Here is a 24,471-nt window from a genome sequence, read left to right as displayed (position 1 = left end):
AAGTGAAACGCAAGAATGACCATGGCTTTCCCGACCGGAACGCCGTCGTCGCCTTCATCAAGGCACATCCAGGAAAGGTCGGGACCCGCGAAATTGCGCGCGAGTTCGGGCTGAAGAACGCCGATCGCGCCGAGCTCAGGCGCATGCTGCGCGAACTCGCCGACGACGGTCTCGTCGAGAAGAAGCGCCACACGATTTCCGAGCCGGACAGCCTGCCGCCGACCTTGGTCGCCGACATCACCGGCCGCGACGACGACGGCGAGCTGGTCGCCTCCCCCACCGAATGGGACGAGGTCGAAAGCGGCGAACCGCCAAAGATCCTGATCACAATGCCGCGCCGGCCAAAGCCCGGCACCGCGGCCGGCGTTGGCGATCGCGCGCTGCTGCGGGTCGAGCGCTCCGATGAGACCGACGGCCCGGCCTATCGCGGCCACATCATCAAGGTCTTCGACAAGGCCAAGACCCGCATCCTCGGCGTCTTCCGCAGCCTGCCGGAAGGCGGCGGACGGATCATTCCGGTCGACAAGAAGTCCGCCGACCGCGAGCTGAACATCGCACCGACCGAGATGCACGGCGCGCAGGACGGCGATCTCGTCAGCGTCGACATCATCCGCTCGCGCGGCTTTGGACTGGCGTCGGGCCGGGTCAAGGAGAAGCTCGGCTCGGTCAAGTCGGAGAAGGCGATCAGCCTGATCGCGATCTACGCGCACGACATCCCGCTACAATTCCGCCCCGCCGCCGAGCGCGAAGCCGAAGCGGCGGAGCCGGCCAACCTGAAAGGCCGCGAGGACTGGCGCGACGTTCCGCTGGTCACCATCGATCCGCCGGATGCCAAGGATCACGACGACGCGGTGCATGCGCAGGCCGACGACGATCCCAACAACAGAGGCGGCTTCATCGTCAACGTCGCCATTGCGGACGTGAGCTTCTACGTGCGGCCGGGCACCGCGCTCGATCGCGACGCGCTCGACCGCGGCAACTCGGTGTATTTCCCCGACCGCGTCGTTCCAATGCTGCCCGAGCGCATCTCCAACAATCTCTGCTCGCTGGTGCCGGGCGAGCCGCGCGGCGCGCTCGCGGTGCGGATGGTGATCGGCCCGGACGGCCGCAAGCGATCGCACAGCTTCCACCGCATCCTGATGCGCTCGGCGGCGAAGCTGAGTTACGCGCAGGCGCAGGCCGCGATCGACGGAAAGCCGGACGACACCACCGGCCCCCTGCTCGATCCGATTTTGAGGCCGCTCTATGCCGCCTATGCCTGCGTCAAGCGCGCGCGCGACGAGCGCGATCCGCTCAATCTCGATCTGCCCGAGCGCAAGATCCTGCTCAAGAGCGACGGCACGGTCGACCGCGTCGTCGTGCCCGACAGGCTCGACGCGCACAAATTGATCGAGGAGTTCATGATCCTCGCCAATGTCGCGGCAGCCGAGATGCTCGAGAAGAAATCGCTGCCGCTGATCTACCGCGTGCATGACGAGCCGACCCTGGAAAAGGTCCACGCGCTCGCGGAATTCCTGGCGACGCTGGACGTTCCGTTCGCAAAGGGTGGCGCGCTGCGCCCGGCCCTGTTCAACCGGGTGCTGGCGCAGCTCGAAGGCCACGACCACTTTCCGCTGGTGAGCGAAGTCGTGCTGCGCGCCCAGGCGCAGGCGGAATATTCCTCGGAGAATTACGGTCATTTCGGCCTGAACCTGCGCCGCTACGCCCATTTCACCTCGCCGATCCGCCGCTATGCCGACCTCGTCGTGCACCGCGCGCTGGTTCGCGCGCTCGGCCTCGGCGAAGGCGCGCTGCCCGACAGCGAGACGCCGGAAAGCCTCGGCGAGGTCGCAGCCCATATCTCCGTGACCGAGCGGCGCGCGATGAAGGCGGAGCGCGAGACCGTCGACCGCCTGATCGCCCATCACCTCGCCGACCGTATCGGAGCGACCTTCCAGGGCCGCGTCTCCGGCGTCACGCGCGCCGGCCTGTTCGTGAAGCTGGCCGAGACCGGCGCCGACGGATTGATCCCGATCCGATCCCTCGGTACGGAATATTTCAACTATGACGAAGGCCGCCACGCGCTGGTCGGCACCCGCAGCGGCACCATGCATCAGCTTGGTGACGTCGTCGACGTCCGCCTGATCGAAGCAGCTCCCATCGCAGGCGCCCTGCGCTTCGAGCTGCTGTCGTCGTCCGGCGAGACCGCGCCGCGCGGCCGCAGGCCATCCGGTCCGCAGCGCCGCCCCTCGTTCAAGGCGCATCCCGGGCGCAGTCCAGACAAGAAGCGCAAGCCGGAGAAGCAGACGAAGCCCGGTAAGGGCAAAAAGGCCAAAGGAAAGAGCAAGGGAAAGAGCAAGGGTAAGGGCCAGAAGGGCAAGGCGTGGTAAGCACGGCGCCAAAGATATGGACCCGCGAGACCGGCCTCGTCGAAAAGCGCGACGTCTTTGCTGCGATGAGGCGCGGGTTTCGCGGCCGCTGCCCGCGCTGCGGCGAGGGAAAGCTGTTCCGCGCCTTCCTGAAGACCGCAGATAATTGCTCAAAATGCGGCCTCGATGTCACGCCGCACCGCGCCGACGATTTGCCGGCTTATCTCGTCATCGTCATCGTCGGCCACATCGTGGTGCCCACCATCCTCTGGATCGAGACTAACTACACCACGCCGGTCTGGATCAGCTTCGCGGCCTATCTGCCCTTCACCTTCGTCGCCTCGCTCGCACTGCTGCAGCCCGTCAAGGGAGCCGTGGTCGGATTGCAATGGGCTCTGCGCATGCACGGGTTTGACGAGAACCCGACGGATGGTATTCCGCCGGTGTAAGCAAGATAAACAAGAAGCGTTTGGGTGAGGACATGACGGATACGTCGCAGGCAGCCGACCAGGCAAAGATCCACGAGGGCAAGGAAGCCGACCACCATCCCTATTTTCGCCCTCGGGATGCGGCGACGCTGATCCTGGTCGACCGCAGCGGCGCCATTCCGAAAGTCCTGGTCGGCAAGCGCCACGACAAGGTGGTGTTCATGCCCGGAAAGTTCGTCTTCCCCGGCGGCCGCGTCGACAAGGACGATTATCGCGTGCCGTGCGCAGCGCCGATCACTCCCGAGCTGGAAGCCAATCTCGCCAAGGGCAGTCCGAAGACGCCGGCCTCGCGCGCAAAATCGCTGGCGATTGCCGCGATCCGCGAGGCCTGTGAGGAGACCGGTCTCTGCCTCGGGCGCAAGGCGGAAGGCAAGACTGAAGACAAGGTGGCTAAACTCGAAGGCGCCTGGAAGCCGTTCGCGGATGCGGGCCTGTTGCCCGATCCTTCCAGCCTGTTCCTGATCGCGCGCGCGATCACCCCGCCCGGCCGCGTCAAGCGGTTCGACACGCGCTTCTTCACCGCGGACGCCTCCGCGATCGCCCATCGCGTCGAGGGCGTGATCCATGCTGATGCCGAGCTTGTCGAACTGGTCTGGGTCGAGCTCGGCTCAAAGCCGCTCGCCGATCTGCATCCGATGACCCGCAACGTGCTCAACGAACTCGACGCGCGCCTTGCCACCGGCCCGCTCCGCCACGATGCGCCGGTGCCGTTCTTCCATTTCTACGGTGGCAAGATGCAGAAGGATATCTTGAGCTGACTTGTCATTCCGGGCGCGCGCAGCGCGAGCCCGGAATGACGCGAATGTGCTGAGTGCGTCGCGAAAAACAAAATAATCTTCCCGCCTCCCCCGATGGCGGAGTTCCACGGCATGCCTATGTCTTCCCGAACGACACAAAGAACGGACACCGGGCGATGGCACAACGGCAACTCAAGCTTGGCGCGTTCATGCGCCCGATCAGCATCCATACCGGCGCCTGGCGCTATCCCGGGGCCTGGCCGGACGCCAATTTCAATTTTGGTCACATCAAGACGCTGATCCAGAAGCTCGAGGCCGGCAAGTTCGACGCCTTCTTCATGGCCGATCACCTCGCCGTGCTGAACATGCCGGTCAACGCGCTCAAGCGCAGCCACACGGTGACATCGTTCGAGCCGTTCACGCTGCTGTCGGCGCTATCCGCCGTCACCGAGCGGATCGGCCTGATCGCAACGGGCTCGACCACGTTCGACGAGCCCTATCACGTCGCACGGCGCTTCGCATCGCTCGACCATATCAGCGGGGGGCGTGCGGGCTGGAACATCGTCACCACCTCAAATCCGGACGCGGCGCTGAATTTCGGCCTCGACGATCACATGGAGCACGCCGAGCGCTATAAGCGCGCCCGCGAGTTCTACGACGTCGTCACCGGCCTCTGGGATTCCTTCGCCGACGACGCGTTCGTGCGCGATGTCGAAAGCGGCGTGTTCGTCGATCCCGCGAAGATGCATGTGCTCGACCACCAGGGCAAATATCTGAAGGTGCGCGGCCCCCTCAACATCGCCCGCCCGGTGCAGGGCTGGCCGCTGATCGTGCAGGCCGGCGCATCGGAAGACGGCAGGCAGCTCGCGGCTGAAACCGCGGAAGCCGTGTTCACCGGCGGCGGCAGCCTCGCCGACAGCCAAAAGCTTTATGCCGACATCAAGGGCCGCATGGAGAAGATCGGCCGCGACCCGGAGCACCTCAAGATCCTTCCCGGCGCCTTCGTCGTGGTCGGCGACAGCGTCGATGAAGCCAGGGAGAAGCGCGCGTTGCTCGACAGCCGCGTTCATTACGACAGCGCCATCGCCTCGCTGTCCGTCATTCTCGGCACCGACGCCTCCGGCTTCGATCCGGACGGGCAATTGCCTGATATCCCCGAGACCAACGCCAGCAAGAGCGGCCGCCAGCGCATGGTCGATCTCGCCGCCCGGGAAAAACTCACGGTGCGCCAGCTCGCCCAGCGCGTCGGCGGCTATGGCGGGCTGTCCTTCGTCGGCACGGCCAAGACCATCGCCGACCAGATGGAGGAATGGCTGGTAGGGCGCGGCTCCGACGGCTTCAACATCATGTTCCCGTTCCTGCCCGCCGGCCTCGACGATTTCGTCGACAAGGTCGTGCCGGAGCTGCAGCGGCGCGGGATTTTCCGCAAAGAGTACGAAGGGCCCACTTTGAGGGAGAATCTGGGCCTGCCGCGGCCGAAAAACCGGTTCTTCGAGGGGTAATCGGGCCGATTTGAGCGGTTTTCGCCCCCTAAAATCTTGACATCAGGCGGTTTCTGGCTAGGTTGCCGGCCAACGCGGGCCATTTGGCCGGCTCCAGATTCCCTTCATTTCTGAGGTTCTGAACATGGCCAAAGCGGTCACCATCAAGGTCAAGCTCGTGTCCTCGGCCGACACCGGCTTCTATTACGTCGCCAAGAAGAATTCGCGCACCATGACCGACAAGCTGGTCAAGAAGAAGTACGATCCCGTGGCGCGCAAGCACGTCGAATTCCGCGAAGCCAAGATCAAGTAAGCAAGATCGAATAAGATCGCGGAACGTTACGGACTTTGACGGGGCCCTCTGGGCCCCGTTTTTATTTGTGCACTCTCGTGTCCCGGGCGCGCTGCAACGCGCCAGCGTTGCTGCGCAGACCGGGACCCAGAATGCAACAAGTACGATGCCGCGACGTGGGCCCCGGCTCTGCAGCACACCGTCGAAGTGACGCTGCGCTGCGTCCGGGCACGAGAGCTAAGCTCGGCGCAGCGAGTCATCGCCCGATATTCTATCAACCCACGGTTGCTCGCTTCCAAATGTATGTTACCGTGCACTTGCCGGGCGGAATTTCCGTCCCGGATTTGCAAGGACATGGTCATGAGATTGTCATCAAGCCTTGTCGTGCCTTCAGCCGTCGCTGCCTTGTCAACAATCTTGCTGTGCGCGCCGGCAGCGTCGCAAATTCCAACGGGCACCGCCGCCACGATTCCCCCCGTCACGGTCGACGCGCCGAAGCAGGTGGCAAGGCCGCACGTGTCGGAGCGGGGAGCAAACACCACGGCGCCGCGTCGAACAGCGTCAACAGCTCAAAGGCCAGGCGCGCGAACGCCTTCGTACGCGCCGGGTTCTGTGATGGGGAGGATTGCCAGCCTGGAGAAAGTTGCCAGCAGTTGCAACGGTGGCTGTGCATCAAGCTTCTCAAACGGCAAGGAGCCCTGGGTTGGATGCAGCGAGTCGGGCGGCGGTCTGAACTATGGACCTTTCTCGCCAACGTGCCGAGACACCATCACCCATAAATCCTACACAGATTGCGTCGAGACGAAGGTGTTCCTGGGCGAGTTTCGAAACAGAGCCCACTGGTTTTGCAGCAGCCTGGCCGCCGGCAACAGGTTTAAGGTCGCCGACCTCAAGCGGTCAGGACGCACGCGTTAGTTCTTCTTCTCCGCAGGCCTTCTGTTGCAGTCGAGCTTCAGCTCTCTCGTGTCCCGGACGCGGTGCAGCGCCTCCGGGATATAGAGCTGGGCTACGTAACCCACTCAAAGATCGGCGCATTTCGACTACGGCGGACCCAGTGTGACCCACCTCGCAGTGCGCCATGACCAGCTTCGATATCTCCAGCGGGATCGTTGCATGAACCTGGTCCGTTCCCGTGAAGAGCCATTTGCCGTTGCTGGATCCGCTGCGCTTCGCCGCCGCCCTCGGGGTCGCGATCTTTCACCAGATGTTCTGGTCCTCGGCCTGGGCCTCGATTGGCGTCCCGGGCTTCGAGCGCACCGTCGCCGCCGATGTGCTCTACCCCTCCGCCGCGCCCTACACATGGTTCGGCTGGGTCGGCGTTGAAATCTTCTTCGTCATTTCGGGTTTCGTCATCGCGAATTCCGCGAGCAATTCTTCGCCGGGCGAGTTTCTTCTTGGTCGCGCACTCAGGCTTTATCCGGCGGTCTGGATTTGCGCCACCGCGACCTTGCTCGTCCTGCTTCTCTTCGGGAGCCGACCGGCATCCGAATTCATCCTGCCCTACATCCACGCCATGCTGATGGTCCCCAAGGGCGTCACCGGCCAATGGCTTGACGAAGTCTATTGGACGCTGGCCGCCGAAACAGCGTTCTATGGACTCGTGTTCTGCGCTATGCTCACGAAGAAGGTCACGCTGCGACACCTGGCCTTTGGTCTCACCATCTACAGCGCAATTTTCAACGCCGTCGCGTTGCTCGTACTGTCATGCATGACGCCATCCGACTTGCCTTATCTGGTCATCCTGATGTTTCGGGTGCCATGCGCAGCATTCCTGCTGAGCCATGGCTGCTTCTTTGCGCTCGGGATCTGGCTGTTCATTTCCGCAAACAGAGAATTGACCACGCTCGAACAGGTCGCCATTGCCGTCACGTTTCTTTCGGGCGCCGCAGAGATCTACTTCTTTGCCTCGTTCTTTTTGTCGTCCATCCCCGCCATCGCGGATCAATCGGCTCTCGTGCCGATCATGGTCTGGGCGGCCGCGGTGCTCTTCATCGCCGTTGCCGCGAACCGGAGCAGGCGCTCTGCGGGCAGAGCTTCTCCTGAAGCACCAGCCTCTTTGAGAACGCTCGGACTGATCACCTATCCGCTCTATCTCACTCACAACGTCATTGGCACGGCGATCATTCGTGCCCTGGTCGATGCCGGCCTCGATGCCACCTCGGCGGTATGGATCGCGCTGGGCATGCTCGTGCTGGTCTGCTGGTTCATCTGCGCGAAGATCGAGCCCGCCGTCAGATCCGCGCTGATGCAAACCGTCTCGCACCTCGGCAGGCTACCGGCCAAACAACCGGTCTCCCGCCGCCCGGCACTGGGCAGAGGACTGCGCCCTCCACGGCCCGTCCGCATCAAGGTAAGTGTCGCAGCGTCCTAGCCGTTGCTCTGCCGTCTTGTCACCTGTCCGGCCCTTGCCCGGCTCGCTATCTCACTGCGAATGGCGCCTGATACGGCCGGCCGAAGGGAACCCCGTTGATGACGGTCTGGATCGGCTTGAGATAGGCCTTCCCGTCCCTCTTGTTGTTGCGGGTGTCGACGAAGCTGACCGGCCCCTCCACCAGCTCCATGATGGCGACATCGCCGGGCGCACCGACCTGCAAAGTGCCGATCTTCGGCGCGCGATTGATGATTTTCGCCGGGGCCGTGGTGGCCATCGCGACCACCTGCTCCAGCGTAAAGCCGAGCGTCATGAACTTGCTCATCACGTTGGGCAGGAACGGAATGCCCGGCGAGTTGCCGGAGAAGACGTGAATATCGGACGAGATCGTGTCCGGAGCGCATCCACCGGGGATCGCCACTTCCGCTACGGTGAAATCGAAGCTGCCGCCGCCGTGACCGACGTCGAACATGACGCCACGCTGCTTGGCCGCCAGAGCCGCAGGCAGCAGCTTGCCCTCTTGAACGATATTCGTGAAGACGTTGGACATGTTCGGGGCGCCCGAATAGGCGTGCGTCAGCACGTCGCCCGGCCGGAGCAGGTCGAGAATCTGCGACATCAGCTCCTTGGACTCGACGCCACCGATATGCACCATCATCTTCGCTGGCCAGCCGCACATCTCGCAAGCCTGGATGGCGCGCTTCAGCGGCTCGAGCCCGTGCTTGTAGATCACATTCTCGGACATCCGCACTTTAACCCCGAGCAGGAAGTCGGCGTTCTCGGCGAGCGCCATTGCGCACGCTTCGGTCTGCGCGACGTCGATATTGTACAGCTCGGCGGCCGGGAACGCCGACAGGCCGTTATTGGCGATATGGACGAAGGCGTACATCCGCGCCCGTGTCTGGGCCACGATGAACCGGCGCAACGCCGCCAGATTATTGACCCCGGCGTCGCCCGCCGAGACGACGGTCGTCGTAGCCTGGAATTGTACGAGCTCGTCGGCGGGAATGCCGATTGCCGAGCCGTAGGGATAGACGTGACTATGCAGATCGATGAGACCGGGCATCACGAGCTTGCCCGACGCGTCGATGCTCTTCAGCGTGCGCTCGGCAGGAATCGTCTCCTGCACCGTCTCAATGACGCCCCAGCGGATACCGATATCGCGTCTGGCGCGCAGCGACTGGCTGGGGTCGAGAACCTCGCCGCCGCGGATCACCAGATCGTATTTGTCGTTCGGCCCCATCGCGGCCTGCACCGACGAGGCGAGGCCGACGGCGGCAATCGATGTCGAAAGTGCCAGGAAATCGCGGCGTGACAACGCGGACATGATGATCCCCCCTGTGCTTTTTTGTTCGCGCTTCGACGAACTGCTTCGCCTTCGGCGTCAACCCAGAGCTTAGAACGAATGCAGTGCCAAAGCCAGTTCGCCCGATGATCCGATCCTGTGGCCGCCTACGCGGCTGGTCGGGACGATCCCTATTGGGCCGCCTGAGCCGCACCTCGGACGGGCAACGATTCCGCTTGGGGTCACAAGCTGTCGACCACGACGAAACAGCGCAGCGCCCGCTCCAAACTCCCAAGCGGACGATTAGGCGCGCCCTACGCCGCCTTCAACACCGGCGCCGACGGCTGCGACGGCCTGATCAGCGCAAACGCCACCTGCACGATGCCGCCGGCCAGACCCAGCGCGACGCCGATACGCCAGGCCATGGTGTAGGAGCCGAGCGCGTCGTAGAGCAGGCCGCCTCCGTAGGCGCCGAGGAAGCTGCCGATCTGGTGGCTCATGAAGGCGAGGCCCTGGATCATCGCCTGCCAGCGCAGGCCGAACATCTCCGCGACTGCGCCCGCGACCAGCGGTCCCACGCCCATCCACAAAAAGCCCATGATCGCGCCGAACAGCAAGGTCGAGGCAGGTGTGGCCGGCAGCATGAAGTACCAGGCCAGCGCCAGCGAGCGCACGACGTAGATGCCGCCGAGCAGCGCGAGCTTGTTCCAGCGCTCGCCGGCCCAGCCGAAGAACAGCGAGCCCAGCACGTTGAAGCCGCCGATCATGCCGAGCGTCTGCGCGCTCAGCATCGGATCGAGGCCGCAGATCGCGAGATAAGACGGCAAATGCGTGGTGAGGAACACGAGCTGCATGCCGCAGACGAGATAGGCGCAGGTCATCACCACGAAGGACGCGTTGCCAAAGGCGGTCTTCGCTGCAATCATCGCCGTGGCATCGACGATCTCGTCAGTCGCGGGCTTCGGCAGCGGGACCGCGTCGACACGCCCGGCATACCAGGCCGCCGGGATCATCAGCACCGACATCACCACGAAACCGACGAGCCCGACACGCCAGCCGAATCCCTCGTTGAGCATCTGCCCGATCGGCGCTGACAGCAGTGCCCCGAGCGAGCCCGCGCCGGAGACGATGCCGAGCACTGTCGAGCGCACCGTTGCGGGCACCGCGCGCGCCGCCACCGACATCGCGATCGCCGCGGCGGTGCAGGCGAGCGAGGTGCCGATCAGCACGCCGGCACCGATCATGATGGCGACGAGACCGTTCGCGGTCGCCATCAGCACCAAGCCCGCGATGTACATGAACGAGCCGGCGATCATGATCGGACGGAAGCCATAGCGCGTCGTCATCGCGCCTGCGAGCGGCTGGAGAAAGCCCCAGGCGAGATTTTGCACGGCCAGCGCCAGCGTGAAGTCGGAGATCGACAGATGGATGTCGTGGGTCAGCGGCTGCATGAAGATGCCGAGGCTCTGGCGCAGCCCCATGCTCAGCGTCAGCATGATCGAGGCGCCGATCAGGATGGGCAATGTCGGACGCAGGACCTGCAGTAGCGGCATTTTCTTCTCCCTCGCCGGCGCGGCGCGAACGCCGTGGTCTGCAATATCAGTTGATTTTGGTTACACAGACCTGTGTACTTAGGCTATGGATAGCAGGCGCTGTCAAGCGAACAGGACATTCACCGCCGCATGGCTCCCCCGCCCGCCCCACAGACGATGAAAGAGCGGATCCTCGAGACCGCCGACAAGCTGTTCTATCTGCAAGGCATTCGCGCCATCGGCGTCGACACCATCGCGGCCGAGATCGGCATCTCCAAGCGCACGCTCTACAACCACTTCCCGTCCAAGGACGCGCTGATCGCGGCCTATCTGGAGCGCCGCTTCGTGCAGCCCCGCGCCTCGGACAAGCGCCCGGCCGAGCAGATCCTCGCCACCTTCGATTCGCTGGAGCGCCGCTTCGCCGCAAAAGACTTTCGCGGCTGCCCGTTCGTGAATGCGGTCGCCGAGCTTGGCCCGGCGGACCGCGCCGTGAAGAAGATCGCAATCGCCTTCAAGGAAAGCCGCCGCGTCTGGTTTCGCGACCGGCTGAACGAGCTCGGCGTGACGAACGCGGAGGCGCTGGCAACGCAGCTCGCGCTGCTGGTCGATGGCTCGATCGCGCAGGACCTCGTCCGCGACGATCCCGCGATGGCGCGTGCCGCGAAGGACGCGGCGACGGTGCTGCTGCGGAATGCCGGGGTGGATGTGGGGGATGCGAAGCCGGTGAAGGCTACGACGGGGCGCAAACCCACGCCGCCGTAATCGCTGCCGCATCGTTCGCTGTCATCACCCGCCTTGTGCGCAATGGCGCACGGGGGCGGGTGATCCAGTATTCCAGAGACAGTCGTTGGATGGAGAAGCCGTGGCGTACTGGACTCCCCGCCTTCGCGGGGAATGACAGCAGAGATCGTGGACGTTCGGGATGCTAGCAGGATGCTCCTGTTTTGCCCGACGAGTCAAACAGGCTTGCTACCCGCGCAGGCGATTTTTGCCACCCGCGTAAGCCATTGATCCGACGAGTGCCGGCTACTGTGCATGGGGTTGTTTTCGCACTTTTGGTGCGAGAGCCCTCACGCCGCGTGCGACACCACGCGATTGCGGCCGTCGTGCTTGGCGCGGTACAGCGCGGTGTCGGCGCGCTTGAGGACGTCGCCAACCGCCTCGCCTTTCTGCTCCAGCGTGGTCAGGCCGATCGAGATCGTGACCTCGATGCGCTTGGCGCCCTTGTGGATCGCGAAGGGCTCGCCTGCGATCGAGCGGCGCAGGCGCTCGGCGACCATGCCGGCGACGTGGAGATCGGTCTCCGGCATCACGATGACGAATTCCTCGCCGCCGTAGCGGCAGGCAAGGTCAATGCCGCGGATCGACTTGCGCACCCGCACGGCGAATTCGCGCAGCACGTCGTCGCCGGCGTCGTGCCCGTAATTGTCGTTGATCGACTTGAAGTAGTCGATGTCCAGGATCATCAGCGCCAGCGGCTTGCCGCGGGTCGCGGCCTGCTCGGCCAGCGTGGCCAGATGGCTCTCCATGTAGCGGCGATTGTGCAGTCCGGTGAGCGCGTCGGTGATCGCCATCTCGATCGAGTTCTGCACGTTGTCGCGCAAATGGTCGGTGTAGCGGCGGCGGCGGATCTGGGTGCGGGCGCGCGCCAGCAGCTCGATCTTGTCGATCGGACGCAGCAGATAGTCGTTGACGCCGATCTCGAGGCCCCGGAGCAGCCGCGTCGAGTTCTCGGGGTCGGCGATCGCCAGGATCGGCACATGGCGCGTGCGCTCCAGCGAGCGCGCCTGGCTGCACAGCCGAAGGCCGTCGAAATTGTTGAGGTCGAGCGAGACGATCAAGAGGTCGTAATTGCCCTCGGCGGCGTGGAACAGCGCTTCGGTCGGGTTCGGCTCGACGTCGATGGTGTGCTCGACGGCGAGGATCGTCGCCAGCCGTTCAAAGGAGGACTGGCGGTCGTCGACCAGCAGGATGCGGCCGCCCTTGCCGGTGTCGGAGATCGCAGTGCGCTCGGGCGCCTGCATGCCGATCTCGAGCGAGGTGATGGCGCGCATCCGCAGCTCGTCGGTCATCATCTTCAGCCGCGTCAGCGACCGCACGCGCGCGATCAGCACGACGTCGGAGACGGGCTTGGTGAGGAAATCGTCGGCGCCGGCCTCCAGCCCGCGATTGCGGTCGGACGGGCTGTCGAGCGCGGTGACCATCACGACCGGAATGTGATGCGTGGCCGGATCGGTCTTGAGGCGGCGGCAGACCTCGAAACCATCCATGTCCGGCATCATGACGTCGAGCAGGATGATGTCGCATTCGGCACGGGCGCAGATCGCCAGCGCCTCGGTGCCGTTCGAAGCGGTCATCACGTCGAAATATTCGGCGGAGAGGCGGGCCTCTAACAGCTTGACGTTGGCAGGGACGTCATCGACGACGAGGATACGCGCGGACACTATGAACTCACTTCCTATCCGATGAAACGCCGGACCGTCTCGATGAATTTGCCGACCGAGATCGGCTTGGACAAATAGGCCTCGCAGCCGCCCTCGCGGATGCGCTCTTCGTCGCCCTTCATCGCGAACGCCGTGACGGCGACGACGGGAATGCTGCGCAGTTCCGGATCGTCCTTGATCCAGCGCGTCACCTCCAGGCCTGAGACCTGCGGCAATTGGATATCCATCAGCACGAGGTCGGGCCGCATCTTGCGAACGAGGTCGAGCGCCTCGTAGCCGTTGCTGGTGCCGGAGGTCTGGTAGCCGTGCGCCTCCAACAGGTCGCGGAAGAGCTTCATATTGAGCTCGTTGTCTTCCACGATCAGGACGGTCTTAGCCATCCTGCCCTCCTGTTTGGTCCACAGACCGATACATGTGACGCCTCAGGCGCCGCTCGCCGGCGCTTCGAAAACTGGATTCAAACTAGCCTCAGATTCGCTTGAGTTTCGTTAAACCCGGGGGCCGACTTTCTGCGATGTGGTTTCCGATTGCTTGTCCGGGGTCGCAAGACTTAGGCACGAGACTCGGGCATGGTGACTCCAAAGTAGACACCTAAAGTTAACGGAAAGGCAAACCGGCCACGTGAAAAAGCCTGTTCACAACCCCCGCGAAGTCGCTGAAATCGTTGCGCTTCAGGCGCTGTCCTTCGTCGCAGGCGAGCCTGAGCGGCTGGGCCTGTTCCTGGCTGAGACAGGGGTCGGCCCGGAGACGCTGCGCAATGCCGCCTCGGACCCCAATTTCCTCCTCAGCGTGCTCGATTTCGTCATGCGCGATGACGCCACCGTGAAGGCGTTTGCCAGCGCTGCGGAACTGCATCCGACCAACGTTGCCGCAGCGCGGCAGGTTCTCGGCGACGCGCTCGGCGACCGCAATTGGGAGCGCGACGTGCCGTGAGTTCCTTGGAGACGGCTGGGCCCCGCTGCTTCTGCCGGGATTGTTCGGCCGATCTGGATATGGGCGTGCGGCGCTGTTCCGCCTGCGGTTCCCCCCGCCTCGTCCGCCACCGCGCGCTCGCGCGCCTGACCATCGCCCATATCGACTGCGACGCCTTCTACGCGACCATCGAGAAGCGCGACAACCCTGACATCGCCGACAAGCCCGTCATCATCGGCGGGGGAAAACGCGGCGTGGTGTCGGCCGCCTGCTACATCGCGCGCACCTACGGTGTGCGCTCGGCGATGCCGATGTACAAGGCGTTGGAAGCCTGCCCGCATGCAGCCGTGATCCCGCCGGACATGGCGAAATATGTCCGGGTCGGGCGCGAGGTGCGCCAAGCCATGCAGGCACTGACGCCGCTGGTCGAGCCGCTCTCGATCGACGAGGCTTTTCTCGATCTCTCCGGCACCGAACGGGTGCACGGCATGATCCCGGCCAAGGTGCTGGCGCGGTTCGCACGTAACATAGAGCGTGACATCGGTATCAGCGTCTCGGTCGGCCTCTCCTGCAACAAGTTCCTGGCCAAGATCGCCTCGGACCTCGACAAGCCGCGCGGGTTTGCCGCGCTCGACCAGGAGGAAGCGCGTTTGATGCTGGCTTCGAGGCCGGTCGGTTTCATCTTCGGCGTTGGACCGGCGACCCAGGAGCGTCTGATGCAACGCGGCTTCCGCATCATCGCCGACCTGCAGAAGGCCGACGAGATCGAGATGATGCGGCAGTTTCCGAGCGACGGCCGCAGGCTGTGGCGGCTCGCGCGCGGCATCGACGACCGCCGCGTCGAGCCTGACCGCGGCGCCAAGACGATTTCGAGCGAAACCACGTTCGAGACCGACATCCGCGACTTCGCGACGCTGGAGAAGATTTTGTGGCGGCTCTGCGAGAAGACGTCGTCTCGCCTCAAGAGCAGCGAACTCGCCGGCTCAACCGTCACGTTGAAACTCAAGACCGCCGATTTCCGCCAGCGCACGCGCTCGCAGTCGATCACGGCCCCGACGCAGCTTGCCGCAAAGATCTTCTCGATCTGCCGCGAGATGCTGGCAAAAGAGATCGATGGCACCGCCTTCCGCTTGATGGGCGCCGGCGTCAGCGCGTTGCGCGAGGGTTCAGTCGCCGACGACACCGACATGCTCGATCGCCGTGCGGCCCACGCCGAGCGCGCGGTGGACAGCTTGCGCAAGAAGTTCGGCAGCGCCGCAGTGATCCGCGGCATCGCGTATGAGGGGCCGGAAAAGGCGCAGGAGTGATGACGGGTGAGCGCGATCTCGACGTGCTGCTGAGTGACATGAAGCCGGATCTGCGGCCAGGCATCTTCGTGTTCTGCACGATCCCGACCGACCAGTCGATTCCCGCAGCGCTCAGCCCTTTGCTGACGTTCCGCGAGCAGGAAGGCACGACGCTCGTGGTCTCTCGCGAAGAGGCCGAAGCGACAGGCCTAAGCTACGCGTTCGCCTCGCGCCTGATCGCGCTGAAAGTTCATTCCTCGCTGCAGGCGGTGGGGTTCTTGGCCGCAATCACGGCGCGTCTGGCCGAAGCCGGCATCAGCGCGAACGCCGTGTCGGCCTTTTATCACGACCATCTCTTCGTGCTTGCTGACCGGGCCGACGAAGCGATGGCTGTCTTACAAGAGCTGTCCAAGACGACGCACTCGCAGCCCTGATTACACTCCGCTTCAGCCGGGCTACGAAATCAATCCGCGACCGCCACCGCCTCGATCTCGATCATCCATTCCGGCGCGGCGAGCGCCGAGACGCCGATGAGGGTGCTGGCCGGCGGCTCCATGCCTTCGAAGAAGGCCGAGCGGGCCTTGCCGATGATCGGGCGCAGCTCCGGCTTGTAATTTACGACGAAGGTCGTGATCTTCACGATGTTGGCGTAGCTCGCGCCGGCTGCTTTCAGCGCGTGACCGAGATTCTGCATCACCTGCGTGGTCTGCGCGGCAATGTCGCCTTCGCCGACGATCCGTCCCTCCTCATCCACCGAAACCTGGCCGGAGATGTAGATGGTGCGCGCACCTGTGGCGGTGACGACGTGCGAATAGGCGGGGTTGTGATGCAGGCCGCTGGGCCGCAGATGATCGAGCTTGGGCATGGTTGGGCTCCCGGAGGTTTGTGGTTGGGAGGGAGCCTAGCCAGAGACCGTGTTGCAGGCCAGCCCTCAATTGCAGGGCTTGCTGTCCTTCGCGTCGAACTTGCCCATCGCGCCCGAAATCACAAAATCGTTGTAATCAAGCACGAGCTGGCGCGACACGCCGTTCTCGTAGAGCTCGAACGCCATGGCGTAGACCGGCGTCTGCTCGCCTTCCTTCTGCTGGGCTTCGCGGTCGAAATAGCTGACGGTAACGGGCCAGCGCTTGAGCGACTTCATATGCTCGTCAGACGTCGACGGATCAGGAGAGCCGGCGCGCTCGGCGGGGATCGGCTGGCCGATCACGGTCAGCGTATTGTAGACCTTCTGGCCGTCGTCGGAGCCGTCATAGACGGAGAGCTCGAGCAGCGACTTGCCGTCCTTTGCGGCGGCAATGATGCGCTGGATCTGCTCGGTCGGAAACACGATCTTGCCGTCGAGTGTGAAACTCTTCGGCGCCGGCAGCTTCAGCTTGACGTTGATGTGGTCGCCGTCGCGCTCCGCCGAGCCGTCGACACGGCCGGCATCCGCCTCGTTCATCCGCGTCTCAATCTTGAAGCGGTAGCTTTTGCCGGCGGCGTCCTCCCAAGAATTGGAGCGGAGGTCGCTGAGCGTGACCTTGCCCTCGCCGCTGTCGAGCTCGGAGACCTGACGGAATTCGGAGGTGTAGCCCTCGCACGAACTTCCAGTGAAATTGTAGAGGATGCGGCCGCGCGCGCTGTTGATCGAATTGGAGCGCGATTTCACCAGGCTCAAATCATAGAGCGCCTGATGCGCGAGGAACGGACCGTTGGCGGCCAGCGCCCCGCCTCCCGGGCCGAGAGCGGCCGCCGCGAGCGCCGTCACACCGAGCGAAGTCCGGAAAAGGTGCAGCATGTCTGGTCCCTGAGGAAAGCGCAGATTCGACATTTTAATGACCGTTCCATTGCGTCGCAACTGAGGCCGTTTCACGTAAAGTTGCAGCCCTGGCGCTGAACCTCCTGCCCCGTCTCAACAAAATGCAGCCCCCGGGGTTGCTTGCATGTGACGGCACGATGGGCGAAACAGGGCGCCCGGCCTGCAAAGGATGCGGCCGGGCGGATGGATTTTGGACAACGAGGTCGGATATGGCGGGCACGGTCGAGCAGAAGCTGGCGGAACAGGGCATCAAGCTGCACGAGGCCCCTACCCCCGTGGCCAATTACGTGCCGTTCGTGCGCACCGGTAATTTGCTGTTCGTTTCCGGTCAGGTCTGCTTCGATCCCGCCGGCAAGCTGATCGCCAAGGGCAAGCTCGGCGCCGGCGTCACCATCGAAGAAGGCGCGGCGGCCGCCCGCGGCTGCGCCGTCAACCTGCTGGCCCAGGTCAAGGCGGCGCTCGGCGACCTCGACAAGGTCGTGCGCGTGGTGCGCCTCGGCGGCTTCATCAATTCGGCGCCGGACTTCCTGGACGGGCCCAAGGTCCTCAACGGCGCCTCCGACCTGATGGTCGCCGCCTTCGGTGACAAAGGCCGCCATGCCCGCACCACCGTCGGCGTCGCCTCGCTGCCCGCGGATGCGGCGGTCGAGGTCGACGGCGTGTTCGAGGTCGCCTGAGGCGAATGCGCGCTCCTGATTGGCTGACAGCCCGCCCGGTCGCCCATCGCGGCCTGCACGACATTTCGCGCGGCATCGTCGAGAACATGCCGGGCGCGGTCCAGGCTGCGATCGCGGGCAATTTCTCGATCGAGGTCGACATCCAGCTCTCCGCCGACGGCGAAGCCATGGTGCATCACGACCATGCGCTGGGCCGTCTCACCGAAGCCACCGGCCAGCTGGTCGAGAGAACCGCCGCCGAGCTGAAGGCCGTCACGTTCAAGGACACGGCCGAGCGGATGATGTCGCTCAGCGACCTCTGCGCCCTGGTCGCCGGCCGCGTGCCGCTGGTGATCGAGGTCAAGAGCCATTTTGACGGCGACCGCAAGCTGGTGAAGCGGATGGCCGAGGTGCTGGCATCCTATGACGGCCCCGCCGTCGGCATGTCGTTCGATCCCGACCAGGTGCTGGCGCTGCGCGAGCTGTCGCCCGCCCGCCCGCGCGGGATTGTCGCGCAGCGGAGCTATGAGGACGAATATTGGGCTCACCTGACCCAGGAGCAGCGCGACAGCATGCTGTACCTGCGCCACGGCTTCCAGACCCAGCCGCATTTCGTCGCCTTTAGGGTCGATGACCTGCCGGCCCCCGGCCCCTGTATCGCGCGCAACGTCTTCGGCTGCGCCCTGCTCGGCTGGACCGTGCGCACGACCGAGCAGCGGGCGCGGGTCGGGCAACATGCGGATCAGATGATCTTCGAGGGCTTCGTGCCGTAGGCTTGGTGTTCCCCGCTCTTGAAGTCGCTGCTGCAATGCACGATCTTGGGCATGATGGCACCATCCGAAATCACCCTTGAGGCCGTACCTTCCATTGGCGAAATATCGCCGGACGACTGGGACGCCTGCGCCAATCCCGGCAAGCCTTGTAACGGGCATGGCAAGGGAACCTCATCCGGGCTTCCAGGCGATTCCCTCGGCCTCTCAAAGCCTGCCTATAACCCCTTCGTCTCCTACGCGTTTTTATCCGCCGTTGAGAAATCGGGTTCGGCGACGATCCGCACCGGCTGGGGGCCGCGGCATCTCGTGGCCAAGCTCGGTGGCCGCGTCGTCGGGGTCGTGCCCTGCTATCTGAAATCGCACTCGCAAGGCGAATACGTCTTCGACCGCGGCTGGGCCGATGCCTATGAGCGTGCCGGCGGGCGCTACTATCCGAAGCTGCAGGTCTCGGTTCCCTTCACGCCGGCGACCGGACCGCGGCTGCTGGTTCGCGACGGCGTCGACCGCGAGCGCGTCACGGAGGCGCTGGCGAGTGGACTGGTGGCGCTGTGCGGCGTCAGCAAGGCCTCGTCCGTGCACGTCACGTTCGCGCGCGAGGCGGAATGGAAGCTGCTCGCCGAGCACGGCTTCCTCCAGCGCACCGACCAGCAGTTCCACTGGCACAACGAGGGGTTTGCGAATTTCGACGATTTCCTGGCGACGCTGAACTCCCGGCACCGCAAGTCGATCAAGCGCGAGCGGCGCGATGCGCTGGCCGCCGGGGTCACCATCCACCGGCTCACGGGCAAGGACATCACCGAGGATGCCTGGGACGCCTTCTTTCAATTCTACATGGAGACCGGCTCGCGCAAATGGGGCCGGCCTTATCTGACGCGGGAATTCTTCTCGCTGATCGGCGAGACCATGAGCCAGGACGTGCTGCTGGTCATGGCCCGTCGCAACGATCGCTGGATCGCGGGCGCGATCAACTTCATCGGCTCGGACACGCTGTTCGGCCGTAACTGGGGTGCGGTCGAACATCATCCCTTCCTGCATTTCGAGGTCTGCTATTATCAGGCCATCGACTTCGCAATCGAACGCGGCCTGGCGAATGTGGAGGCCGGCGCACAGGGCGAGCACAAGATCGCTCGCGGTTACCTGCCGCGAACCACCTACTCCGCTCACTTCATCGCCGATCCGGGTTTGCGCCGCGCCATCGACGATTACCTCAAGCGCGAACGCGCCTATGTCGCGGAAGCGGGACGGGAGCTGGCCGAGCTCGGCCCGTTCCGCAAAGGCGCCGACGAGGCGCCTTGACGGTTCGCTGCGGCTGGTGCCAGTAAGCGCAAAACTAAGCTCAAAAATTCTTGGGAGCCGCCGCCATGACCGCCTACGACCCCAACAACATCTTCGCAAAGATCCTGCGCGGCGAATTCCCCTGCCACAAGGTTTACGAGGATGAGCACGTGCTCGCCTTCCTCGACATCATGCCGCGCGTATCAGGCCACACGCTGGTGATCCCAAAAGCCCCTGCCCGCAACATCCTCGACATCAAGCCGGACGACTACGCCCACGTCGCCCGCGGCGCGCACAAGATCGCCGCCGCAGCGATGACGGCGTTCAAGGCGGACGGCATCACTGTGCAGCAGTTCAACGAGGCGGCCGGCGGACAGGTGGTGTTTCACCTGCACATGCACGTGATGCCGCGCCACGACGGCGTGGCGATGCTGCCGCCCGCCAGCCGCAAGGAAGACGTCAAGGTGCTGGAAGAGAATGCGACCAAGCTGATCGCGGCGCTGAAGGCGGGATAGCTGCTCGCAATGACGGAGGAGAGACTTCACTCCGTCTCGAAATCCCCCGGCTGCGGCGCGGCCAGCGGGGTGAACTCGCAACGATCCGGCTTGATGTCGATCAGCGGCGTGTTATCGAGGCAATCGAGCCCGCGCACCAGAATCGCGTTGCCCTCGATACCGACGAGCTTCACGATCGACGTGCCGATCGGATTGGGGCGCACCGGCGAGCGCAGCGAAAACGTGCCGCGGGTCTTCTCGTTGTTCTTCGGGCTTTGCAGGATGATGTCGCGGCGCGACTTGTCGAGCCAGTAGAGCACTTCGAGGTTGCTGTAGAAATCGACGCCCTTGATCGCTGGCACGAACGGCTCGAAAATCTCGAGGCGGCATATCGGGCCGTCTGTCCGGCCCTGTCGCGGGGTCTCCAGCCGCGAGGTCCAGGGCGTGCGGATGCGGCCGATGAAGACAAGGCCGGCATCCTGCGTCGATGGCAGCTCGATCGAGACTTCACCCTCGCGGAGCTGGTTTTCGCGAACCATATTTCCTATTCCCTGCTGTTCGCCGACGGTTTTAGCCCAACCACCACTTGCCGACCAGCATGAAGACTTCGCCCGCGACCACGCCCGCGAAGATCGAGCGGCGGGTCAGCAGGAAAACGATCAGCCCGGCGCTGACCGCACCATAGCGCAAGGCATCCGGCACGCTCGCTAGCGCCCCGGGCGGCTCGACCACGATCTGGGCGATGACGCCGGCCAGGATCGCGGTGGCGACCGCCCGTACCCAGACCAGCAGCTCGGAGCCCTCGTCGATGCCGCCGCCGAACCAGAGGCCCAGCATGCGCCATATCTGGTTTGGAACGACGCCGGCGACGAACAGCACCGCCAGCGCATGCCAGTCGCCAATGAGCTGCGCGAAGCTCATGCGCGCACCTCCCGCCACCAATGCACGCCATAGGCGATCGTGCCCGCCACGAGGCCGCTGACCAGGATGTCGAGGCCGGAGTTCATCTTCGCGGCCAGCGGATACAGCAATATGCCCAGCGCGAGTGCGACGACATCGGCGACCTCGCGGCTGTTGCGCGCGGTCGAGAACAGGAAGGACAGCGGCGTCAGCAAAAGGATCGCCGCGCCAAGCGTCTGCGTCAGATTGGCGGCAAGGAAATAGCCGACCGCATTGGCCGTGAGGCACACCGAGACCAGGCCGCAGCCGAGCCCGTGGACGAAGGCGATGCGCCGCTCGCGCGGCACCTGCGGCAGGAAGCGGTGGCATTCGACCCACAGCGTCACGGCGGTGAGGTGGGCGGCAAAGACCAGCTCGCGCCGCTTCGTCGTCGGCGTGCGCATCAAGGGCAGCACCGAGACCACCATCGGAAACAGGCGGATCGCACTGACGGTGACCGCGATGGCGGACTGGATAACGGTCGCACCCGAGCCGAGCGTGGTGATCAGGATGATCTGCGCCGGACCTGCCCAGACGAACAGCGTTGAGCAGAGCGCCCAGAGCAGGCTGAAATGGGTATCGTGGGCGAGCGCGCCGATGCCGAGATAGGTCACGAACAGCACGACGGTGAGGATCGTCTGCGTGATCGAGCGCAGCCCCCACGCAAAGGCGCGCCAGGGACTTTGCCATTGAGGTGAATCGAGCGGAGGAAGCGCCACGGGAGTCTTGGCCGGGTGAGGAATCGTGGCTGCATAACGGGCGATACGGTGGCTGGCGTCAAGAAAGCGCGCGGCGGGGCTGGCATGCACGCGTGGCTCTCATTCCGGGGTGCGTCCCCTACCCGCTCACACCACGATTCTTCAGCACGAAGCACGCCCCGCCAGCCTTGCGGATGCGACCGCAGAGTTCATCCGCCTCGCTCCGCGTATCCGCACCGATGCGCACTTGATAGAACGCTCGCGTGCCGCGGCTGCGCATCACGGACGACAGCAGGCTCGGATCGCGGTCGCCAATCACCGTGCTGAGCCGTGTGACCGCGCGGGAATACATCGCCAGCGCCCTGTTGCGGTCGAAGCCGGCGGCGAGCTGCACGCCCCAGGTCTTTGCGGCCGCGAGCTCCACATGCTGCTCGAGCTCGGCGACGAAGGCATTCGGCGCGCGCTTCAAAAGCGCCATCAGATCGCGGCAACTGGTCGGCGGCGCGCTCGGCGGCCCCTTGCCGGTCGCGCCTGCCTTGGCCCAGGCATCGACGCTCGTCCCAGTGATGGCGAAAACGTAGTTGCGGGCCTGCTCCGGCATACCGCCGGTGCCGGCGAGCCATTCCTGCACCCGGCGCGGCCCGGCATTATAGGCAGCGGCAGCCAGGCCGAGATTGCCGAACTGGTTGCGCAGCTCGTTCAGAAACTCCGCCGACTTCGGCAGCGCCTGCACCGGATTGAAGGGATTGAGCAGCCCGCGCTCGCTTGCGGTGCCCGGCATGAATTGCGCGATGCCCTGCGCGTGTTCGCCGCTGCGCGTCATGGGACCGACGGCATCGGCCTGGAAGCGGCTCTCCTGCCAGATCACGCGCGCGAAGAACTCGAGCGGCAAATTGGCATCGCGCGCCGCCGCCTCGACGATCAGGCAGATCGATTCCCGCGTGTCGCTCTCGCGCGTATCGGGCTTCGCCGGCGGCGTCGCGAGCTCTTCGACGCTGGGGACGGCGACATTGGTCTTCGCGGGCGAACTGTCCCACGCCGCGACCTGTGTCGCCGAGGCAAGTTGCGCGGTGATGATGCACAACGCAATCTGCATCCATCGCGTGCAGGCATGGCGGTGGCGCGCACCGGCGCGGCATGCGACAGTCTGATCTGCCATCTTGTGGCATCGTGCCATGGTTCGACGGATTGCCAATATATGCTGCCTAACCTGCTTCCCTCAATGCGTTACCCCGCCAAACGGATCCGCGAGATCCTTGCCCTAGCGGCGCTGTTCCTGAGCGTCGCGCCAGCCGCCGCGCAGGTGACGTCTCAAGTCACGTCTCAAGTCATTTGGCGGATGACCACGGAATACCCCGAGAATAACATCTCCGGGATTGGTCTCACGACTTTCGCCGGCCGCGTCTCCGACCGTACCCACGGTTTCGTGACCCTGACGAACGCCTTCGACAACCAGCTCAAGATCAACTCGGGCGAGATGCCGCGCGCGGCGCTGGACGGCCGGATCGCGGGCGGTGATGCCTTCGCGGGCGCGCTCTCGAGCCTCGACCCTGTGCTCGGATTGTCCACCCTGCCCTTTCTCGTGCAATCGGTCGAAATCGCCCGCGCCAGCAATCTGCGGGCCCGCCCGCTCTATGAGAAAGCGCTTGCGGCACACGGCCTCAAGCTACTGTATCTGACGATCTGGCCGGCCACGGGCCTCTGGTCGGAACGGCCGCTCGACGGTGCCGACGACCTGCCGAAACTGAACTTGCGGGCCTATGATGCCAATTCCACCGAGGTCATGCGCGCGGCCGGCGCGAATGCGCAATAACGGTGTCCATATCGCGGAGCCGGCGCCGCCGTCCCTTGCCGCCACGCTCCGAACAGCGGCAACGCCTGCAATTGCGGCTTGGGAGGCACGAGCCGGCGCTGATGCCGCAGCGATCATCGAATGGGCCCGGCAACAATGACGCATCCACTCTTGACTTGAGGGCCCAGCCAACTAGCAACGGGCGACGATATCAACGCAGGTCCCGCCCTGATGGTTACAATCTATTTTGATCTCGACGGCACACTGACCGACCCGAAGCCCGGGATCACGCGCTCGATCCAATACGCCCTGGAGCGACTGAACGTCGCGGTGCCGAGCGAGGACGAGCTGACCTGGTGCATCGGCCCGCCGCTGCATGCCAGCCTGGAAAAGCTCACGGGCAGCGCGGAACTCGCCGACCGGGCGCTGCTGCTCTATCGCGAGCGCTTCAGTGATGTCGGCCTGTTCGAAAACGAGGCCTATGCCGGCATCATGGACACGCTGACAACGCTTGCCGCGACAACACCGCGCATGTTCGTGGCGACCAGCAAGCCCGCGGTCTACGCCACCCGCATCGTCGAGCATTTCGGCCTAAAACCGTATTTCGAGCGCGTGTTCGGCTCCGAGCTCGACGGCACCCGCGTCGACAAGCGCGACCTGCTGCGCTACGCGCTCGACGAAGCCAAGGTCGATGCCGCCAGGGCGATCATGATCGGCGACCGCAGCCATGACGTGGTCGGCGCCCGCACCAACGGCATGACGGCGATCGGCGTGCTCTATGGCTATGGCAGCGAGGCCGAGCTGCGGGATGCCGGCGCGCATCACATCTGCGCCGCGCATCCCGATCTGCTCGGTCACTGCGTGGTCTAG

General features: G+C 64.5%; 26 protein-coding genes. 16 read left to right on the top strand and 10 right to left on the bottom strand.

The window, feature by feature from the left end; translation table 11 throughout:
• The first annotated feature begins 2 nt into the window (after positions 1–2).
• From rnr to IVA88_RS18455, 6 genes are all read left to right on the top strand, one after another.
• Positions 3–2,369 carry a ribonuclease R gene (gene rnr / locus IVA88_RS18480; protein ID WP_247498661.1) on the top strand — a complete coding sequence of 789 codons (2,367 nt, stop codon included), beginning with the start codon at positions 3–5 and terminating at the stop codon, positions 2,367–2,369.
• Positions 2,363–2,797, top strand: a complete 435-nt coding sequence (locus tag IVA88_RS18475; protein WP_247498660.1) for a DUF983 domain-containing protein — start codon at positions 2,363–2,365, stop codon at positions 2,795–2,797. Before rnr ends, IVA88_RS18475 begins: the two co-directional genes overlap by 7 nt.
• Positions 2,798–2,829: 32 nt before the next feature.
• Complete coding sequence (locus tag IVA88_RS18470; protein ID WP_247498659.1) at positions 2,830–3,594, top strand: NUDIX hydrolase; 765 nt, start codon at positions 2,830–2,832, stop codon at positions 3,592–3,594.
• A 155-nt stretch (positions 3,595–3,749) separates the two neighbouring features.
• Complete coding sequence (locus IVA88_RS18465; protein WP_247498658.1) at positions 3,750–5,075, top strand: LLM class flavin-dependent oxidoreductase; 1,326 nt, start codon at positions 3,750–3,752, stop codon at positions 5,073–5,075.
• A 124-nt stretch (positions 5,076–5,199) separates the two neighbouring features.
• Complete coding sequence (gene rpmG / locus IVA88_RS18460; protein ID WP_007603295.1) at positions 5,200–5,367, top strand: 50S ribosomal protein L33; 168 nt, start codon at positions 5,200–5,202, stop codon at positions 5,365–5,367.
• Positions 5,368–6,478: 1,111 nt separating this feature from the next.
• Positions 6,479–7,717, top strand: coding sequence for an acyltransferase (locus IVA88_RS18455; protein ID WP_247498657.1), 1,239 nt, complete (start codon positions 6,479–6,481; stop codon positions 7,715–7,717).
• A gap of 46 nt (positions 7,718–7,763) precedes the next feature.
• On the opposite strand, the gene IVA88_RS18450 is transcribed toward IVA88_RS18455, so the two are convergent.
• Entirely contained in the window at positions 7,764–9,044 is a 1,281-nt protein-coding gene (locus IVA88_RS18450; RefSeq protein WP_247498656.1) for an amidohydrolase/deacetylase family metallohydrolase, read from the bottom strand.
• 272 nt (positions 9,045–9,316) lie between these two features.
• Entirely contained in the window at positions 9,317–10,555 is a 1,239-nt protein-coding gene (locus IVA88_RS18445) for an MFS transporter (protein WP_247498655.1), read from the bottom strand.
• A 129-nt stretch (positions 10,556–10,684) separates the two neighbouring features.
• Here IVA88_RS18445 and IVA88_RS18440 point away from each other — a divergent pair, with 129 nt between their 5' ends.
• The gene (locus IVA88_RS18440) at positions 10,685–11,296 is read left to right on the top strand and encodes a TetR/AcrR family transcriptional regulator (protein ID WP_247498654.1); all 612 of its coding nucleotides are present in this window, start codon (positions 10,685–10,687) and stop codon (positions 11,294–11,296) included.
• Positions 11,297–11,604: 308 nt separating this feature from the next.
• Here IVA88_RS18440 and IVA88_RS18435 read toward each other — a convergent pair whose 3' ends face one another.
• On the bottom strand, positions 11,605–12,978 hold the full coding sequence (locus IVA88_RS18435; protein WP_247498653.1) for a PleD family two-component system response regulator: 1,374 nt from the start codon (positions 12,976–12,978) through the stop codon (positions 11,605–11,607).
• 14 nt (positions 12,979–12,992) lie between these two features.
• Entirely contained in the window at positions 12,993–13,358 is a 366-nt protein-coding gene (locus tag IVA88_RS18430) for a response regulator (protein ID WP_008130064.1), read from the bottom strand.
• A 241-nt stretch (positions 13,359–13,599) separates the two neighbouring features.
• Here IVA88_RS18430 and IVA88_RS18425 point away from each other — a divergent pair, with 241 nt between their 5' ends.
• The 3 genes from IVA88_RS18425 to IVA88_RS18415 are packed head-to-tail and all read left to right on the top strand — an operon-like array spanning position 13,600 to position 15,610.
• Positions 13,600–13,911 carry a DUF3572 domain-containing protein gene (locus IVA88_RS18425; protein WP_247498652.1) on the top strand — a complete coding sequence of 104 codons (312 nt, stop codon included), beginning with the start codon at positions 13,600–13,602 and terminating at the stop codon, positions 13,909–13,911.
• The gene (locus tag IVA88_RS18420; protein WP_247498651.1) at positions 13,908–15,197 is read left to right on the top strand and encodes a DNA polymerase IV; all 1,290 of its coding nucleotides are present in this window, start codon (positions 13,908–13,910) and stop codon (positions 15,195–15,197) included. The genes IVA88_RS18425 and IVA88_RS18420 overlap by 4 nt, the downstream gene beginning before the upstream one ends.
• The gene (locus IVA88_RS18415; RefSeq protein WP_247498650.1) at positions 15,197–15,610 is read left to right on the top strand and encodes an ACT domain-containing protein; all 414 of its coding nucleotides are present in this window, start codon (positions 15,197–15,199) and stop codon (positions 15,608–15,610) included. The genes IVA88_RS18420 and IVA88_RS18415 overlap by 1 nt, the downstream gene beginning before the upstream one ends.
• 29 nt (positions 15,611–15,639) lie before the next feature.
• Here the strand turns inward: IVA88_RS18415 and IVA88_RS18410 are convergent, their stop codons facing one another.
• Both IVA88_RS18410 and IVA88_RS18405 read right to left on the bottom strand, forming a co-directional pair.
• Positions 15,640–16,041 carry a RidA family protein gene (locus IVA88_RS18410; RefSeq protein ID WP_247498649.1) on the bottom strand — a complete coding sequence of 134 codons (402 nt, stop codon included), beginning with the start codon at positions 16,039–16,041 and terminating at the stop codon, positions 15,640–15,642.
• A gap of 66 nt (positions 16,042–16,107) precedes the next feature.
• Positions 16,108–16,953 carry a cell envelope integrity EipB family protein gene (locus IVA88_RS18405; protein ID WP_247498647.1) on the bottom strand — a complete coding sequence of 282 codons (846 nt, stop codon included), beginning with the start codon at positions 16,951–16,953 and terminating at the stop codon, positions 16,108–16,110.
• 230 nt (positions 16,954–17,183) lie between these two features.
• On the opposite strand from IVA88_RS18405, the gene IVA88_RS18400 reads away from it, so the two are divergent.
• The 4 genes from IVA88_RS18400 (at position 17,184) to IVA88_RS18385 (ending at position 20,193) form a co-directional block, all read left to right on the top strand.
• The gene (locus IVA88_RS18400; RefSeq protein WP_247498646.1) at positions 17,184–17,651 is read left to right on the top strand and encodes a RidA family protein; all 468 of its coding nucleotides are present in this window, start codon (positions 17,184–17,186) and stop codon (positions 17,649–17,651) included.
• A gap of 5 nt (positions 17,652–17,656) precedes the next feature.
• On the top strand, positions 17,657–18,403 hold the full coding sequence (locus IVA88_RS18395) for a glycerophosphodiester phosphodiesterase (protein WP_247498645.1): 747 nt from the start codon (positions 17,657–17,659) through the stop codon (positions 18,401–18,403).
• 54 nt (positions 18,404–18,457) lie between these two features.
• The gene (locus IVA88_RS18390) at positions 18,458–19,699 is read left to right on the top strand and encodes a GNAT family N-acetyltransferase (RefSeq protein WP_247500344.1); all 1,242 of its coding nucleotides are present in this window, start codon (positions 18,458–18,460) and stop codon (positions 19,697–19,699) included.
• 65 nt (positions 19,700–19,764) lie between these two features.
• Complete coding sequence (locus tag IVA88_RS18385; protein WP_247498644.1) at positions 19,765–20,193, top strand: HIT family protein; 429 nt, start codon at positions 19,765–19,767, stop codon at positions 20,191–20,193.
• A 26-nt stretch (positions 20,194–20,219) separates the two neighbouring features.
• Here the strand turns inward: IVA88_RS18385 and tsaA are convergent, their stop codons facing one another.
• The 4 genes from tsaA to IVA88_RS18365 form a co-directional block, all read right to left on the bottom strand.
• Positions 20,220–20,711 (bottom strand): tRNA (N6-threonylcarbamoyladenosine(37)-N6)-methyltransferase TrmO, encoded by a 492-nt coding sequence (tsaA, locus tag IVA88_RS18380; RefSeq protein WP_247498643.1) that lies wholly within the window; start codon positions 20,709–20,711, stop codon positions 20,220–20,222.
• A 31-nt stretch (positions 20,712–20,742) separates the two neighbouring features.
• On the bottom strand, positions 20,743–21,093 hold the full coding sequence (locus tag IVA88_RS18375) for an AzlD domain-containing protein (protein ID WP_247498642.1): 351 nt from the start codon (positions 21,091–21,093) through the stop codon (positions 20,743–20,745).
• Positions 21,090–21,830, bottom strand: coding sequence for an AzlC family ABC transporter permease (locus tag IVA88_RS18370; RefSeq protein ID WP_247500343.1), 741 nt, complete (start codon positions 21,828–21,830; stop codon positions 21,090–21,092). Before IVA88_RS18370 ends, IVA88_RS18375 begins: the two co-directional genes overlap by 4 nt.
• 118 nt (positions 21,831–21,948) lie before the next feature.
• Complete coding sequence (locus IVA88_RS18365; protein WP_247498641.1) at positions 21,949–22,905, bottom strand: transglycosylase SLT domain-containing protein; 957 nt, start codon at positions 22,903–22,905, stop codon at positions 21,949–21,951.
• A gap of 15 nt (positions 22,906–22,920) precedes the next feature.
• On the opposite strand from IVA88_RS18365, the gene IVA88_RS18360 reads away from it, so the two are divergent.
• Both IVA88_RS18360 and IVA88_RS18355 read left to right on the top strand, forming a co-directional pair.
• Positions 22,921–23,622 (top strand): hypothetical protein, encoded by a 702-nt coding sequence (locus IVA88_RS18360; protein WP_247498640.1) that lies wholly within the window; start codon positions 22,921–22,923, stop codon positions 23,620–23,622.
• Positions 23,623–23,832: 210 nt separating this feature from the next.
• Entirely contained in the window at positions 23,833–24,471 is a 639-nt protein-coding gene (locus IVA88_RS18355) for an HAD family hydrolase (RefSeq protein ID WP_247498639.1), read from the top strand.

The sequence above is a fragment of the Bradyrhizobium sp. 149 genome (assembly GCF_023073915.1).
Lineage (GTDB): Bacteria > Pseudomonadota > Alphaproteobacteria > Rhizobiales > Xanthobacteraceae > Bradyrhizobium.
The sequence above is the reverse complement of the archived record's forward strand: the minus strand, read 5'-3'. Positions and strand labels throughout refer to the sequence as shown.

Coding starts and splice junctions, on each gene's coding strand:
- IVA88_RS18470 (WP_247498659.1), top strand. CDS start 2,830: ATGACGGATACGTCGCAGGCAGCCGACCAGGCAAAGATCCACGAGGGC.
- IVA88_RS18465 (WP_247498658.1), top strand. CDS start 3,750: ATGGCACAACGGCAACTCAAGCTTGGCGCGTTCATGCGCCCGATCAGC.
- rpmG (WP_007603295.1), top strand. CDS start 5,200: ATGGCCAAAGCGGTCACCATCAAGGTCAAGCTCGTGTCCTCGGCCGAC.
- IVA88_RS18450 (WP_247498656.1), bottom strand. CDS start 9,044: ATGTCCGCGTTGTCACGCCGCGATTTCCTGGCACTTTCGACATCGATT.
- IVA88_RS18445 (WP_247498655.1), bottom strand. CDS start 10,555: ATGCCGCTACTGCAGGTCCTGCGTCCGACATTGCCCATCCTGATCGGC.
- IVA88_RS18440 (WP_247498654.1), top strand. CDS start 10,685: ATGGCTCCCCCGCCCGCCCCACAGACGATGAAAGAGCGGATCCTCGAG.
- IVA88_RS18430 (WP_008130064.1), bottom strand. CDS start 13,358: ATGGCTAAGACCGTCCTGATCGTGGAAGACAACGAGCTCAATATGAAG.
- IVA88_RS18415 (WP_247498650.1), top strand. CDS start 15,197: ATGACGGGTGAGCGCGATCTCGACGTGCTGCTGAGTGACATGAAGCCG.
- IVA88_RS18410 (WP_247498649.1), bottom strand. CDS start 16,041: ATGCCCAAGCTCGATCATCTGCGGCCCAGCGGCCTGCATCACAACCCC.
- IVA88_RS18405 (WP_247498647.1), bottom strand. CDS start 16,953: ATGCTGCACCTTTTCCGGACTTCGCTCGGTGTGACGGCGCTCGCGGCG.
- IVA88_RS18400 (WP_247498646.1), top strand. CDS start 17,184: ATGGCGGGCACGGTCGAGCAGAAGCTGGCGGAACAGGGCATCAAGCTG.
- IVA88_RS18395 (WP_247498645.1), top strand. CDS start 17,657: ATGCGCGCTCCTGATTGGCTGACAGCCCGCCCGGTCGCCCATCGCGGC.
- IVA88_RS18390 (WP_247500344.1), top strand. CDS start 18,458: ATGGCACCATCCGAAATCACCCTTGAGGCCGTACCTTCCATTGGCGAA.
- IVA88_RS18385 (WP_247498644.1), top strand. CDS start 19,765: ATGACCGCCTACGACCCCAACAACATCTTCGCAAAGATCCTGCGCGGC.
- tsaA (WP_247498643.1), bottom strand. CDS start 20,711: ATGGTTCGCGAAAACCAGCTCCGCGAGGGTGAAGTCTCGATCGAGCTG.
- IVA88_RS18375 (WP_247498642.1), bottom strand. CDS start 21,093: ATGAGCTTCGCGCAGCTCATTGGCGACTGGCATGCGCTGGCGGTGCTG.
- IVA88_RS18365 (WP_247498641.1), bottom strand. CDS start 22,905: ATGCAGATTGCGTTGTGCATCATCACCGCGCAACTTGCCTCGGCGACA.
- IVA88_RS18360 (WP_247498640.1), top strand. CDS start 22,921: ATGGCGGTGGCGCGCACCGGCGCGGCATGCGACAGTCTGATCTGCCAT.
- IVA88_RS18355 (WP_247498639.1), top strand. CDS start 23,833: ATGGTTACAATCTATTTTGATCTCGACGGCACACTGACCGACCCGAAG.